Genomic DNA, 14,026 nt, shown 5'->3' with positions numbered 1-14,026 from the left:
ATTTTCCCATGCTCCCCCCATTCGCCTGCTGCAGCAACAGCGACGAAGGCTCCACCAGCTGGCGTCGTCACCAGAGTCGGAAGCTGACGATGCTTACCTTCTGGCGGGATGGCCTGGAGCGGCAATTGGCCGCCATCGATGCCTCGATCAGTACCCTGAAACGGCAAATGGAGCGGGACTCCAGTTCGACCCTGTCTTGAGCGAACCAGTGGTGAGGCCCTTCTTGAGGAGGGCCAATCCACATTTGAGTCTGCGTTGGACCGTCATCGGGCTGATTCCAAGTTTTTCGGAAGTGCGTCTGTAGCTCCATCCCGCCAGGACCACCTGACTGACCACGCTCGCCAACTTGGGCTCCAGTTGGCTAAGCAGACCTAGGGCGTCTATTTCTCCCTCCCTTAAAGGCCCGTCCTCATCACTTCCAAGGGCCTCCAGGTTGATGCCTGGATGACTGTCGAGTGAGATTGTTTTTCGCATGCCTGCCACTTCATCTAGGCGTTGCTGTTCCTTTGCGGTGAGGCGCGATGGATCCCTTTGGCGCAGCTCGACAATCGTTCTGGGGAGTCGAATGGCTGGGGCTCCATCCCGCAGATAGTGGAGCATGGCTCCACGAATGTGGGGTTTTGCAAAGGCTTCGAAGGCAATCTTTCGTTTTGGTTCATAGAGCTCGGATGCTCGCAGCAGTCCCATTAATCCAACCTGGCGGAGATCATCAATTGGTTCAGGCGAGTTGCTGGCATAAAACCTGGCAATCGGTTCTACCAGGGCGATGTATCGGCAGATTCTTTTATTACGTGCCCTGGTGGCCTTCGATGGTTTTTGTTGGGATTGGGTAATCACTGGTCAGCAGTCCGTTTGCAGTAGTTGGTGTTTAAAAGGAACGGCAATGTTTACCTGTCGCTCCCCTTTCCACCAAGCCGTCCCAACCGCCTTCAGCACAACCGTGAAAACACTGAAGTTTTCCTCACCCCACGGTTCCAGTCACCACCCAGGCGCAACGGCCTCCAGTAGGGCCTGGGGCCCATGCATAGCCAGCCAGTCCAGATCTGATTTTTCGGTGGCCAGTAGGTAGCCCGCATATCCGAGGGCATTGACACTGAAACCGGCGCAGTGCTCCTGGCTGCGGACGACTGTTAGGTACCAGCGATCGCAGAACAGGACGTTGTGGGAAGCCTTTGGCTGGAGGTCAGACATGGGATTCCCCAGGCCCAATTGAGCTGCATGATCCAGGTAATGACCCTCCAGATCCCGGTGATCTATCCCCGGTTGACGCCTGCTGAGGGCATATTTCCAGGGCCAGGAAGGGGAGCTGCCCGCGAGTTGGCTGAGCAGGGCCGGTTCAAGGGGGCAGGATTGTTCCCCCTTTTGGCGGGGCAGCAGCTGCAGGTGGCGGTGGGGCTGACTGGCGCCTGCCCTGGCCGCACTGTTAAAAAACCACAGCCCATCGGTGTCCCTTGCAACCTGTGCCACTGCCTGCCAGTCGAGGGTCGTAAGCCAACCGGATTGGGGTTGCCAGTCTTGGCTGATCAGCAACACGTGGGCCTGTTGCACCGGGTACTTGTTGAGGATCAGCCCATGGGAGCTGCCAAGGCGAGCCACCTCCAAATCCTGTTCCCAGGGGAGGAAGGGATTCGGTTTCGGCCCTCCGCTGCTCAGGTGCTTGGGGGTGGGATCCGTAAGCCTGCGCAGCACAAATGGAAAAAAGCCGGGCCCGTCAATTAGCTCCGTACCCAGAGGTACCAGGGCGCCGCTGTTGAGCGATCGCTCCGATTGGGAACAGGCCCGTTGCCAGAGGACATTTGCGCGCACGACTTAGCGGGATCCGGATCGCAGGCGGGCAAGGGAGGCACCCTGGTAATAGCTGCCAAGGATTGCGTTGTAGCGCATTCCCTGCTGGGCCAGCTCCTGGGCTCCATGCTGGCTCATGCTTGCCCCCAGGTGGCCATGGGCTTCCTGGGTGATGGCCCTGGTGGCCGCATAGAGGCTTTCCACAATCGCGCCCTGGTAGCTGAGGATCAGGCCAGCGGTGCTGGCGGTGGCCTGGCGGGTTCGCGGCGTGGTGGCTTCAAGGCCTCGATAGGCCTGCCAGCGGGTGTTGTCACCTAGGTGCCAATACCGGTTTGCTGGCCTGGCCATGTGGGCGAGGGCGTAGGAGCGGGCCGCCACGGCCTGGGCCTTAAGGGCTTCAATGGACCAACTGCTCGGCATTTCTGAGCCCACCACCGATTGGATGTAGGTCTCAAGCGGCAGGTGATTAATCACCGAGAGCAAGCCCCCTGAATTGACAATGCGGATTCGCCCCGCATAGGGATTGCCGTTTACAACTAGGGCTGCACCGTCGCTTTGCAGCCAGGCCTCTGGGGCCGTGCGACGGAAGAGATCAAGATTCACCACTTGCCCCGGTTGGCCCCGCTCAAGCAGCTGTCCCCCACGGCCAACTAACTGCCAGCGGCCGGTCGCGCTGAGGTTTGGTTCCTGGCTCGCCGCCAGGAGGGCCACCCGGATCTCCAGGTCGACTGGACTGCCTGCGGATGGTTCTGCCAAACCATTGGCGCTGCGCTGGGCCCGCAGTTGCCTTAATTCCTGGGCGCTTTGATGGGTGTCAGCCGCTGGAGGCGGGGCGGCCATGAAGGCCTCAAGCAGGGCCGATTCCTGGCCCCCATGGGGCCGGCTGGATAGGGACTGGGCCCCGTAGCCCAGACCCAGGGCACCTAGGGCCAGGGGTATGGCCAGCAGGCCCTGGCGCTTCAAGTTGACGCCCCGTCCGGCAGGTTCAATGTGCCATCCCAGAGCACATGGCCGCTGCCCTGGATGCGCATCCATCCTGGCGCTGTGGGATTAAGCACCATGCCTCCGGGCCTGCTGGAGCATTGCCAGCCAACAACCTCATTTTCGCCAAGCAATTCCAGCCAATAGGGCGCCACCAGCCCATGGGCGGAGCCGGTGACCGGATCCTCGGCTATTCCCAGGCCTGGGGCGAAAAAGCGAAGTTGGTAGTTGGCAGCCTTGCCACTGACCGTGGGCCTGGGCAGGGCTGAATGCTGATCCAAGGCCTGCATCAGGACCAGACCCTGGCGCTCGGGCCCGGACAGGGCACCATCCATCAGCGCCGCCAGGCCATCCGCCTGATCTAGGGGGGCATCCGGGCTAAGTAGACCTACTGAGTAGCCGAGTTCAGATCGCCAGAAAAGTTGTACCTCCTCAGCCAATTGGGATCTGAGTAGCTGGCAAAGGTATGGGGGGCAATCGGCCTCCAGCAATTGGCCATAGGGCAGTTCAATCGCTCCGCTGGGGCTGGCACCTGGGGTTTGCTGGCTGCCTAGGGACGCCCGCAGCTCGCCGCTGAGGGTCTGAAGAGAAGTGGCTTCACCTGGCCTAAGCAGGCCCCAATGCCCCAGGGCCAGGAGTGCCGCCAGGGTGGCGTGGCCACAGAGGGGCACCTCACAGGTGGGTGTGAACCAGCGCAGCCCCCAGGCCGCCCCCTTGGGCTCGAGGAAGGCCGTCTCCGATTGGTTCAGGGTGCGAGCTAGGCCCTGAAGCATTAGATCATCGAGGGGGCACTCAAGGCGCACCACCGCCGCTCCGTTGCCCGCGCAGGGCCCCGCTGCAAACGCTTCGATCAGTAGGGCTGGCAGTCTCACTTTTGGGCTTCGGGCTTGAGCTCACGCTCCATCAGGGCCCTAACCGCATCTGCGGGCCTGATCTGGGTATCGAGCACCGCCACAACCTGTTCGCATATAGGCAGCTTCCAGTGGTGGGGCCTGGCCAACTTCAGGGCAGCACGGGCGGTGCGGATGCCCTCAACGGTGGCAGCGATTTCGGCCACGGCCTCCTCCTCAGTGCGGCCCTCGGCCAGGAGCACTCCGCAGCGGTAGTTCCGGCTCAAGGGGCTATTGGCCGTGGCCAGCAAATCTCCCAGGCCGGCAAGGCCATAGAGGCTGCTGGCAGAGCCGCCCAAGCCCTCGATAACTACTCCCATTTCAGCAAGGCCCCTGCAAAGGAGCGATGCCTTGGCGTTGGCCCCTAGACGGAGTCCGTCGGAGATTCCAGCCGCAACTGCGATCACGTTCTTGAGGGCTCCGGCCGCCTCAGTGCCGATTGGATCCTGGTTGGTGTACAGGCGCAGACCTTCACCACTGAGTTGGTCCTGGAGGCGCTGGCCCAGGCTGGCGTCGCTGCAGGCGAGCACGCTGGCGGCAGGCAGGCCCTGCTTCAGTTCTGCAGCCAGGTTTGGCCCACTGAGCACAAGGCATGGCATCGACCCAAGCGCTTGCTGCCAGAGCTGGCTGGGTGTGGCTAGTTGTTCCAGGTCAATGCCCTTACTACAGCTGATCAGGGGCAGGGAGGCAGGCCAGTGGCCCTTCAGCAATTTGGCAAGGGGCTCAATTCCCACCAGGGAAACCGCCACCGCCACCAGATCAATACTGGCCAGGAGGGGTACGGGAGAGCCCCCATCGCGCCGCGACCAGGAACCAACCTGATGGCCCTGTCGGCTCCAGATGTCGATCAGGGTCTGGCCCCAGGCCCCCCTTCCGAGAACGGCAATGCGCAATCCCATCGGCTAAGCGGCCCGGGCCTTAAACCAGTTCCATCATGGAGCTGGATTGGCGGCATGGGACCTGAGGCAATCCAGGGAAATAACACCAAGGGCGCTGGCCTCGGTGGCCTCCAGCCTCACAGGCGGTGCCATTCCATCCTCAAAAGCCTCTAGCCAGCGGGGTGCACAGACGCACCAGTTGTCTCCTGGCTTGAGGCCGGGGAAGCCAAAATCTGGCCTGGGGGTTGATAGATCGTTGCCCTGGGCCTTGCTGTAGGTCAGGAAAGCCTCCGTAACCACGCAGCAGACACTGTGCTGGCCATGGTCGGTGGGATCGGTTTTGCAAAGCCCATCGCGGAACCAACCGGTCATCGGATTGCAGCTGCAGGTCACCAGGGCGGTACCAAGGACGTTTTGCGGCTCTACTTGGGGGTTCATCAGGGCAGGGGATGGGTGGCCGGCTATGAAACCAGACAGAGACTTGATATTTGGCCCTGACTAGGGGCTGATCAGCCGATTAAAGCGTGGACCTATCAACAGGGACAGTGGACAAATTGCGACCGAGTGGTTGACGGAATCCGGGGGGGAGGCGTTAAAGGTCAGTGTGCGTGCAACACACGTCTTTTCGCGCAGCACCCATAAATGAGCTGGGAATTCACCGAAGATGCGGCCTTTTTGGCCCTCTGCGACGCCTACAAGGAAAGCGGAGAGACCTCCGCCATGGAATTTCTGGCCCATGGGGAGGGAGCGTTCCATTTCCAGGAGCTGAGCCAGAACGCCGCAGGCGAGGGCCTGGACCTCAGTGATTCAACAGATCTGGAGAAATTCCAGCAAGAAGTGATCGAAGCCCTCGAGGAAATTTGCTCCTAAGGGCTTCTCTGATGCCTGCTCAGCCGTAAAAGAAGGCGATTTCCCTTTCCTTAAGTCCGTCCCAGCCGGCAGCCTTGAGGCGCGCATCGAGGCTGGCCTGATCAAAGTGTTTGGATCCGGTTTTTACTACCCGATTGCGCATTGATTTTTTGACACCGCTCCTGACCCGCTGGCTTTCTAGATCCATCACTTCCCTGTAGAGCTCAAGCATTTCGGCTGGGATAGGGGTGCCATCCAGGTCAAGACCTGCGGCAATGGCCCCATCAACCCCATCCGGTCCTGCGATGGCCATGACATTTCACTGAGACAGCCCCCAGGCTACGCAGAGAAGTAGCGGGCCTTGCTGTGGAGGGCAACCAGAGCTGTGGTGCTCTGTTCGGGCTCCAGTTGGTCGCTCTCGTCCATGGAGAGGCCAATGCGATCGGCCCCAAGCCACAGGAGTTGTTTGCGGGAATCGGCCACATTTGGACAGGCGGGGTAACCAAAGGAATAGCGACTACCTCGATAGCGCTGGGCCAGAACATCGCGAAGGGCCTTTGGCTCTTCAGCCCCAAAGCCCATTTCAGCGCGAATACGGGCATGCACCCATTCCGCCAAGGCCTCGGCCATCTGGACCGCCAGGCCATGGAAATAGAGATAGTCGGTGTATTTATCCGCCTTGAACAGCTCCTTAGCAAAAAGGGTGGCGCGCTCACCCATGGTTACGGCCTGCATGGGCAATACATCAGTTGGCGTGGGCCTTCCATCTGCGGACAGGGCGGTATCGGCATAAAAATCTGAAATGCAATAGTGATTCCCAGATCGCTGGCGGGGCAATTCGAATCTGCCAAGACAAAGTGATCGATCGGAGGGTTCAAATACCTGGACGGAATTTTCCAGCCGCCCGGCCGGGAAGTAGCCATAGGCAACCCTTGGCGTAAGCAGCTGCTCACGGCGGCAGCGCCCAATCCATTCCTGCAGGATCGGTTCTGCTTTCTGCTCCAACATGGCCTCATATTCAGGCCGGGATTGTTGGGTGGTTTTGCGCAGTTGCCATTGGCCTGCAAACAAAGCATTTCTATCGAGATAGGCGAAAACTTCATCCAGGGGGATGGCATCCTCCAGGATTATTTTGCTACCCCAGAAGGGAGGATTTAAGGAAGGCTCTGCTGGCACCATTGCCGAACGTTGATTGTTAACAGCTGAGACCTGATCTACTTCTGCTAGAGCGTCGACCTGGGAATTATCCTCGTGCTCATCCGTAACTGTGGCATGGGCTTCGATGGCTTCTCCCACCAGGGCTATCTGCTCAGCATTGGCCACAAGAAATCCCTTTGTATCAAGCCAATTATCAACTGATTTGGCCTCCATCAAGGCATCCATAAAACGCAGGTCAGCAAAGGCGTCCCTTCCGTAAATAACCTGTCCGCCATAGACAGCCCGACAGTCGCCGTTGACAAAGCGAGGCGTTAATGCCGCTCCGCCCAGGATTACAGGAACGGAAATTCCTGCGGCCGTAAATGCTTCGAGATTGTCCTTCATGAAGGCCGTAGACTTCACAAGTAGACCACTCATGGCAATACAGTCTGCCTGGTGTTCGAGCTGGGCCTCAATTATCGCCTCGCAACTTTGCTTAATACCAAGATTTATGACCTGATAGCCATTATTAGTGAGAATAATATCGACAAGATTCTTGCCAATATCATGGACATCGCCCTTAACTGTGGCTATCAAAAACTTACCCTTACCCGAACTTTGCCCCTCAACAACATCCATGTGGGGCTCCAGCTGGGCAACCGCTGATTTCATTGTCTCAGCGCTCTGGAGCACAAAGGGAAGCTGCATTTGACCGGAGCCAAAGAGCTCTCCCACCACCTTCATGCCATCCAGGAGAAAGGTGTTGATGATGTGGAGTGGCTTATAACTTTTAAGGGCCTCGTTCAGGGCAGCTTCAAGGCCTATCCGTTCCCCATCAATAATGTGCTGTTTAAGCCTTTCCTCCACGGGAAGATCGGCCAGTGATGGCCCAGAAGCCCTGGCCTCCTTGGCGCTAACCCCCTCGAACAGGGTTGTCAGTTCAGTAAGGGGGTCATAGGTGCAGATGGCCCCCTCACCGGCCTTTGCGTCACCTTCAAACCTGCGCTGGTCATAAATAAGATCGCGGCAAATCTGTTGATCACTCTCGCTGATCTTGCTGAGGGGCAGGATTTTAGCGGGGCTGATAATGGCCGCATCCATGCCGGCCTTGCAGCAGTCGTGCAGGAAAACCGAATTGAGAACAATCCGTGCTGCTGGCGAGAGGCCAAAGCTCACATTACTTACACCGAGTACCACATGAACTCCAGGAAGATGGGTTCGGATGCTCTTAATTGCTTCAATGGTGGCAGCACCATTAAGCCTGTCCTCTTCGATTCCTGTTGAAATTGGTAGGGCTAGGGGGTCATAAAAAATTTCGTGGGCCGGGATCCCAAATTCAACCGCATCTCGATAGGCCCTCTGGGCAATAGCAAATTTTCTTTCGGCAGTTCGGGCCATGCCCTCTTCATCGATGGTGCCAACGACTACACCGGCCCCGTAGGCCTTTGCAAGTTCGAGTACCTTGAAAAAGCGCTCATCCCCGTCCTCGTAGTTCGTGGAATTAAGGATGCACTTACCACCTGAGACCTTTAACCCCGCCTCCATCTTCTGCCATTCGGTTGAATCAAGCATCAATGGCAAGTTGACATTAGTTACGAGACGGCTAACCAGTGCCTCCATATCTGCTTCTCCATCACGACCCACATAGTCGACGTTCACGTCAAGAATGTGGGCATTTTCCTTTACCTGGCTGCGGGCTACCGCCACCAACCCATCCCAATCCTCTGTGTTGAGAAGTTCCCTTACTTTCTTTGAGCCACTGGCATTCAATCTCTCACCAATAATCAAAAAGGAGTTGTCCTGGAGGTAAGGAGTAGTTCCATAGATAGAGGCAGCCGAGGGTTCCACCATGAGCGGCGGCCGGGCATGCTGGGTTTTTGGGGTACGAACGCTTCGTTCTGCTGGCTTAAGCTCTGCGGCCAGTTCCACCAGGGCCCCTATATGGGCTGGGGTGGTGCCGCAGCAACCACCAATTACCTGCACGCCAAGATCTTCCACGAAGTGCATCAACTGCATCTTCATCTCCGTGGGGGTCAGCCGGTAGTGGGCGACTCCGCCAACATTTTCAGGCAGACCAGCATTGGGAATACAACTGACGACAAAGGGGCTGTGCTCACTCAGGTAGCGGATGTGCTCCTTCATCTGCTCTGGACCGGTGGCACAATTAAGGCCCAGCACATCAATTGGGAACGGCTCCAGGATCGCCACTACTGCTGCAATGTCTGAACCGACTAACATCGTGCCAGTGGTCTCCATGGTGACACTCACCATCAGGGGCCTTCTCTGGCCAGTGCGCACAAAGGCCTCTTCAATTCCCTGAAGTGCTGCCTTGATTTGCAGCACATCCTGGCAGGTTTCAACAATAAATAGATCCACATCTCCGGCGATTAGGCCCTCGGCCTGCTCGCAATAGGACGCCTTCATCGCGTCAAAACCAATGTGCCCTAGGGTCGGCAGCTTTGTGGTCGGACCCATTGAGCCCGCCACATAACGGGGCTTGGCTTCGGTGCTGTACTCAGCCGCCACCTGTTTAGCTAACTCAGCTGCCCGCCTATTGAGCTCAAAGGCCTGATCCTCTAAACCATATTCAGCCAAGACAATCGAGGCAGCACCAAAGGTGTCTGTCTCGATCACATCACAACCCACCTCCAGAAACTGACGATGGACTGCCTGAACCGCATTAGGGCGCGTGATGACAAGATTTTCATTGCAACCTTCCAGGGCCAGACCCCCAAAATCATCGGCAGATAGATCCATCTGCTGCAATGAGGTGCCAGTGGCACCATCAAAAACCAGTACTGGACGCTCCTGGCTGTGGAGCCTCTCTATAAATTTCATGATCTAGTCGCGTAGTCGGATTCTAGTTACCCAATGGTCATAGGCGGGATCCCTCCCTTCCGTAATTGCAGTAAGGCGATCGCGGATAGCATCCATGATCGGTCTATTGGCAGTGAGCTCTGTGGTTTCGACCCGTCTTACGGGAGTGACCTTTGCTGCTGTGCCACTGAGGAATACTTCATCTGCAATGAAAAGTTCGGTTTTATCTACAGCCCTTTCCAACACAGTGATTCCCATTTCCTTGGCAAGCTCGATCACGCTAGCCCGTGTGATCCCCTCAAGGATATCCTGATCAACACCGGGTGTAATCAAGACGCCATCGCGAACAATAAATAGGTTCATGCCACTGGCTTCGCTAATCTTGCCACGACTATTTAGCAGAAGTGCCTCATCAAAGCCACTCATTACGGCCTCGGTCTTTGCCAGGGAACTGGTGATATAGGCGCCACTTATCTTGCCCCTCAGGGGTAGGGAGCGATCCTCTTGCCGGACCCAGGAGCTAATTCTGCAGCTAACTCCCTCGGGGGATAGGTAATCGCCTAGTTCCAGTCCATAGATCAGGAAGTCGGTCTCGATGTTGTGCAGGCGTGGGGCAATGCCCAGGTCGCTGGTGTAGACAAATGGCCGTAGGTAGACAGGGCAGGTGGGTTTGTTTGCCTGCAGAAAAATGTCGATGGCGCTGTGGATTTTTTCCTCGCTGAGCTCTGTCAGCAGCAGTTGGGCGCTCTGGCTCAATCTGCGGGCATGGCGATCAGCCCGGAATAGCAGGATCTCCTTGGGATCGGCAGGATTGGGCAGGGCCCGCATGCCACCGAAGGCTCCCGTGCCGTAGTGGAGGGCATGGGTTGCCACCGAAATGGTGGCCTCGGCAAACGGCACGCATTTGCCACCAAACCAGGCATAGGGGAGGAATTGGTGCATCACTGGGCGCCAGATACCCCGATCTTCTCACTGCAAGAAGCAGGATGGGGGTATGCACCGTCTTGCCAGTATCCCCGGGGCGCTTGATCCGGCCGATGCCGGTGCCTTCATCGAGCAACCCCCTGCCCCGGTGCTGTTGCTCAGCAGTGCGGACACCGATCTGGTCGCCATCGACCGCTTGCTTGCCCAGGAGCCAGAGCTCCTAGCCGACCATCCGCTGAGGGGCCTGAACATCAGCGCCCTCTCCCATCCAGCGGTGCTGGACCACTACATCAGCAGCACCGTCAGCCAGGCCCGGTTGGTGGTGGTGCGGCTTCTGGGGGGTAGGGGCCATTGGGGCTATGGCCTGGAGCAACTACAGCTTTGGGCCCAGGCCAGGCCAAATCGACAGCTGGCGGTTCTTGCTGGCACCCAGGAGGAGGACCAATTCCTTGCCAGCATCGGCACCGTCCCGATTGAATTAGCCATTGGCCTGGCGGCCTGTTTTCGGATTGGCGGCAGCAGCAACCTCAGGCAGGCCCTCACCTGTTTCAACCAACTCTTGATAGGTGGAGCAGTTGGGATACCCGTTGGCTGCCCACAGGCGGATCCACTCCCCCACGACTGGCGCGATGAGGCCAATTCCCGGGTGGGGGTGCTGGCCTACCGATCCCTGCTGGAGGCCGGCGACCAGGGATTGATGGATGCCCTCCTCGGGAGCCTTCGCCTGCAGGGCCTTTCCCCCAGGGGGCTTTGGGTAAGCGGCTTAAGGGATCCAGCTGTGCAGCGTGGGGTGGCCGACCTGCTCCAGCGCGAGGGCGTTGAGGCCGTGCTCTGCACCACCTCCTTTGCCTCAGTTCAGTTTGAAGAGGCAGCCCTGGGGGCGCCCCTTTGGGAGAGCTTGGGGGTGCCGGTACTGCAGGTGCTTTGCAGTAGCCAGAGTCGGGAGCAGTGGCAGGGCAGCAGCATTGGCCTCGGGCCCATCGACCTGGGCTTGCAGGTGTCCCTACCGGAACTGGATGGGCGCATTACCACCAGGATTGGGGCCTTCAAGGAAAGCCGGCAGACGAGCACCCGCCTGGCTACTGCCATGGTGCGCTATGAGCCCGATCTGGAGCGGCTGCAGTGGATTTCAGCCCTAACGGCAGCCTGGATCAGGCTCCGCCAAACCCCAGCTACAAAGAGGCGTGTTGCCCTGGTGCTGGCCAATTACCCCACCCGCAACAGCCGCCTCGCCAATGGGGTGGGGCTAGACACTCCGGCCTCAACAGCATTGATCCTGGATTGGTTAGGGGCTGCTGGCTACCAACTCAAGGGGCCTCTGCCGGCGGATGGCGATGCCCTGATCCACCAGCTGCTGCAGGGCCTAACCAACGATCCCGAGAGCGGCCATCGTCCGGCGATGGCTCGCTTCGATTTGCAGACCTACCTGGCCTGGTACCAGCAGCTCCCCCCGGAGGGAAGGCAGCGGCTGGAGGCGGTCTGGGGGGCGCCCGAAACGGACAGGGGCCTGGTCACGGGTCCCTTGGCCGAGCCATTTTTTCCAATTCGAGGCCTGGATTTCGGCCATGTGACCGTACTGATCCAGCCGGAGCGGGGCTACGACCGGGATCCAACCCTCAGCTATCACAGCCCCGATTTACCACCGACCCATGCCTACCTGGCCCAATACCTTTGGCTCCGCCAGAGCTTTGGTGCCCATGTGGTGGTGCATGTGGGCAAACACGGCAATTTGGAGTGGCTGCCGGGCAAGGGCCTGGGGCTTTCCAACAATTGCTTTGCGGAGTGGGCCCTAGGCCCCATGCCCCACCTCTATCCATTCATAGTCAACGATCCAGGCGAGGGTTCCCAGGCCAAGCGAAGGGCCCAGGCCGTGATCCTGGACCACCTAACCCCGCCCCTTGGCAGGGCCGGACTCCATGGCGAGTTGCAAACCCTCGAGGCCCTGCTTGACGAGTACTGGGAAGCCCAGCAGCTGGGCAGCGAGAGGGTCAAGGGCCTGCGGATTCGGCTCGATGCACTGCTGGCATCGATGGAACTGCCCCCGCCATCGCCCAGACAGAGTCCTGGGGCTGAGGCTCCTCAATACGAGCTCGACCAGCAACTTGATGCAGCCGATGGCTATCTCTGTGAACTGAAGGAAGCCCAAATCCGCCTGGGGCTACACACCTACGGCCAAACCCCGGGGGCCTCTGAGGCCGCCGAACTTTTGCTATGCCTGGCCAGGGCCCCCCAGCCGCCAGCAATTTTGGGCCTAACCCAGGCATTGGCAGGGGCCCTGGATCTCCAGCTCGATCCCTGGTGCGACCAGGACTCGGAACCACTTAGGGCCACGGACCGAAGGCTTTTGGAGGCCTGCTTTGGAGAGTGCTCCCTGCGGCTGGTGGGAGATGCCGTAGCCCTATTGGAGGGAAGGGCCCTGGAGATTTGCCAGGCCGCCCTCAACGGCGAGACGATCGAACCTGGGGTACCCCCCAGCGCAGACCTGGCGGTAAGCATCCAGCACCTATGCGAGGTGTTGATGCCTCGCCTGCTGGCCTGCGCAGAGGCCGAGAAACAGGCCCTGCTAGCTGCCCTAGCTGGGGAGAGGATTGCGGCGGGTCCCTCCGGTGCACCGACCCGGGGCAGGCCAGATGTGCTGCCCACCGGCAGAAATTTTTACAGCGTTGATCTGCGGGGCTTACCCACGGAGGCGGCCTGGGATCTCGGGCGCCGCAGTGCTGAATTGCTGCTCGAAACCCATCTGCAGGAGGAGGGGGAGCACCTCAGCCACCTGGCCCTATCGGTCTGGGGCACCGCCACCATGCGCAACGGCGGAGAGGACATTGGCCAGGCCCTGGCCCTGCTGGGAGTTCGTCCTGTGTGGGACGGCCCCACCCGGCGGATGGTGGACCTAGAACTGGTTCCCCTCTCCCTGCTCGGCCGGCCCCGGGTGGATGTGACCCTGCGAATTTCGGGACTGTTTCGTGATGCCTTTCCCCAACTGGTGGATTGGATGAACCGGGCCACCCAGCTGGTGGCCCAACAGGATGAGCCCGAGAACCAAAACCCCCTGGCGGCCTCGGCCCGCCTGGAGGGGCACAGCAGCCGGGTCTATGGCTCCGCCCCAGGTGCCTACGGGGCCGGCCTGCAGGGCCTGATCGATAGTGGCCAGTGGGAGCAGCGCAGCGACCTGGGGGAGGCCTTCCTGAACTGGAGCGGCTGGCGTTACCAGAGCGAAGCAGGGGGCCCCATCGAGGCAACTGCAGACCGCAGCGGCCTTGAGCAACGCCTGGGCCAGGTGCAGGTGGTTCTCCATAACCAGGACAACCGGGAACACGACCTGCTCGACTCCGACGACTACTACCAATTTCAGGGGGGCCTCAGTGCGGCGGCGGAATCCCTCCAGGGAAAATCGCCAGCCGCCTGGTTTGGAGACCATTCCCGCCACGGCCGACCCAAAATGCACCGGCTGGAGCGGGAGCTCGACAAGGTGTTGCGCAGCCGGGTTTTAAACCCCCGCTGGATTGGGGCGATGCAAAACCATGGTTACAAGGGCGGATTTGAGATGGCCGCCAGCCTCGACTACCTATTCGCTTACGACGCCAGCACGGGCCGGGCCCCCGACTGGGGCTACGGGGCCATTTGCGACCAATGGTTAGGCGACCAATCCATCTGTGATTTCCTGAAACGGGCCAACCCCTGGGCCCTGCGCGACATGGCGGAACGGCTGCTTGAGGCCCACAATCGCGACCTATGGCAAGGGGCACAAAAAAACCAGCTGGAGCT

General features: G+C 59.5%; 12 protein-coding genes. 3 read left to right on the top strand and 9 right to left on the bottom strand.

Annotation, left to right across the window (positions count from 1 at the left end; genetic code table 11):
- The coding region (locus KBY58_RS10865; RefSeq protein ID WP_315858057.1) for a hypothetical protein at nucleotides 1-200 on the top strand (200 nt) is incomplete at its 5' end.
- Here KBY58_RS10865 and KBY58_RS10860 read toward each other — a convergent pair.
- The 6 genes from KBY58_RS10860 to KBY58_RS10835 all read right to left on the bottom strand — a co-directional run bounded on the left by KBY58_RS10860 (nucleotide 148) and on the right by KBY58_RS10835 (nucleotide 4,972).
- Complete coding sequence (locus KBY58_RS10860) at nucleotides 148-837, bottom strand: sigma-70 family RNA polymerase sigma factor (RefSeq protein ID WP_255004344.1); 690 nt, start codon at nucleotides 835-837, stop codon at nucleotides 148-150. The genes KBY58_RS10865 and KBY58_RS10860 overlap by 53 nt on opposite strands.
- A 141-nt stretch (nucleotides 838-978) precedes the next feature.
- Entirely contained in the window at nucleotides 979-1,806 is an 828-nt protein-coding gene (locus tag KBY58_RS10855) for an ATP adenylyltransferase (protein WP_255004343.1), read from the bottom strand.
- A 3-nt stretch (nucleotides 1,807-1,809) separates the two neighbouring features.
- Nucleotides 1,810-2,748 (bottom strand): SpoIID/LytB domain-containing protein, encoded by a 939-nt coding sequence (locus KBY58_RS10850; protein ID WP_255004342.1) that lies wholly within the window; start codon nucleotides 2,746-2,748, stop codon nucleotides 1,810-1,812.
- Nucleotides 2,745-3,638 carry a PhzF family phenazine biosynthesis protein gene (locus tag KBY58_RS10845; protein WP_255004341.1) on the bottom strand — a complete coding sequence of 298 codons (894 nt, stop codon included), beginning with the start codon at nucleotides 3,636-3,638 and terminating at the stop codon, nucleotides 2,745-2,747. Before KBY58_RS10845 ends, KBY58_RS10850 begins: the two co-directional genes overlap by 4 nt.
- A complete protein-coding gene (locus KBY58_RS10840; protein ID WP_255004339.1) occupies nucleotides 3,635-4,555 on the bottom strand; it encodes an NAD(P)H-dependent glycerol-3-phosphate dehydrogenase in 921 nt (306 codons plus the stop codon). The genes KBY58_RS10845 and KBY58_RS10840 overlap by 4 nt, the downstream gene beginning before the upstream one ends.
- Nucleotides 4,556-4,588: 33 nt before the next feature.
- On the bottom strand, nucleotides 4,589-4,972 hold the full coding sequence (locus KBY58_RS10835; RefSeq protein WP_255004338.1) for a DUF2237 family protein: 384 nt from the start codon (nucleotides 4,970-4,972) through the stop codon (nucleotides 4,589-4,591).
- A 204-nt stretch (nucleotides 4,973-5,176) separates the two neighbouring features.
- On the opposite strand from KBY58_RS10835, the gene KBY58_RS10830 reads away from it, so the two are divergent.
- Nucleotides 5,177-5,404 carry a hypothetical protein gene (locus tag KBY58_RS10830; RefSeq protein ID WP_254933269.1) on the top strand — a complete coding sequence of 76 codons (228 nt, stop codon included), beginning with the start codon at nucleotides 5,177-5,179 and terminating at the stop codon, nucleotides 5,402-5,404.
- A gap of 19 nt (nucleotides 5,405-5,423) precedes the next feature.
- On the opposite strand, the gene KBY58_RS10825 is transcribed toward KBY58_RS10830, so the two are convergent.
- From KBY58_RS10825 to KBY58_RS10815, 3 genes are read right to left on the bottom strand one after another with little or no spacing between them, the layout of a single operon-like run.
- The gene (locus KBY58_RS10825) at nucleotides 5,424-5,696 is read right to left on the bottom strand and encodes a DUF4090 family protein (protein ID WP_255004337.1); all 273 of its coding nucleotides are present in this window, start codon (nucleotides 5,694-5,696) and stop codon (nucleotides 5,424-5,426) included.
- Nucleotides 5,697-5,722: 26 nt separating this feature from the next.
- Nucleotides 5,723-9,358, bottom strand: coding sequence for a methionine synthase (gene metH / locus KBY58_RS10820; RefSeq protein ID WP_255004336.1), 3,636 nt, complete (start codon nucleotides 9,356-9,358; stop codon nucleotides 5,723-5,725).
- 3 nt (nucleotides 9,359-9,361) lie between these two features.
- Nucleotides 9,362-10,279, bottom strand: a complete 918-nt coding sequence (locus KBY58_RS10815) for a branched-chain amino acid transaminase (protein ID WP_255004335.1) — start codon at nucleotides 10,277-10,279, stop codon at nucleotides 9,362-9,364.
- Between the two features lie 52 nt (nucleotides 10,280-10,331).
- Between KBY58_RS10815 and cobN the strand changes: the two genes are divergently transcribed.
- Nucleotides 10,332-14,026 (top strand): cobaltochelatase subunit CobN (cobN, locus tag KBY58_RS10810; protein WP_255004334.1); only part of this gene is annotated, 3,695 nt, incomplete at its 3' end.

The organism is Cyanobium sp. HWJ4-Hawea (genome assembly GCF_024345815.1).
In the GTDB taxonomy this organism is placed as follows: domain Bacteria; phylum Cyanobacteriota; class Cyanobacteriia; order PCC-6307; family Cyanobiaceae; genus Cyanobium_A.
Note: the sequence above shows the minus strand (reverse complement) of the source record. Positions and strands in the feature narration are given on the sequence as shown.

Excerpts from the sequence above, each read along its gene's own strand:
- metH (WP_255004336.1), bottom strand. The coding sequence starts at position 9,358 with ATGAAATTTATAGAGAGGCTCCACAGCCAGGAGCGTCCAGTACTGGTT.
- KBY58_RS10815 (WP_255004335.1), bottom strand. The coding sequence starts at position 10,279 with ATGCACCAATTCCTCCCCTATGCCTGGTTTGGTGGCAAATGCGTGCCG.
- KBY58_RS10840 (WP_255004339.1), bottom strand. The coding sequence starts at position 4,555 with ATGGGATTGCGCATTGCCGTTCTCGGAAGGGGGGCCTGGGGCCAGACC.
- KBY58_RS10825 (WP_255004337.1), bottom strand. The coding sequence starts at position 5,696 with ATGGCCATCGCAGGACCGGATGGGGTTGATGGGGCCATTGCCGCAGGT.
- KBY58_RS10830 (WP_254933269.1), top strand. The coding sequence starts at position 5,177 with ATGAGCTGGGAATTCACCGAAGATGCGGCCTTTTTGGCCCTCTGCGAC.
- KBY58_RS10835 (WP_255004338.1), bottom strand. The coding sequence starts at position 4,972 with ATGAACCCCCAAGTAGAGCCGCAAAACGTCCTTGGTACCGCCCTGGTG.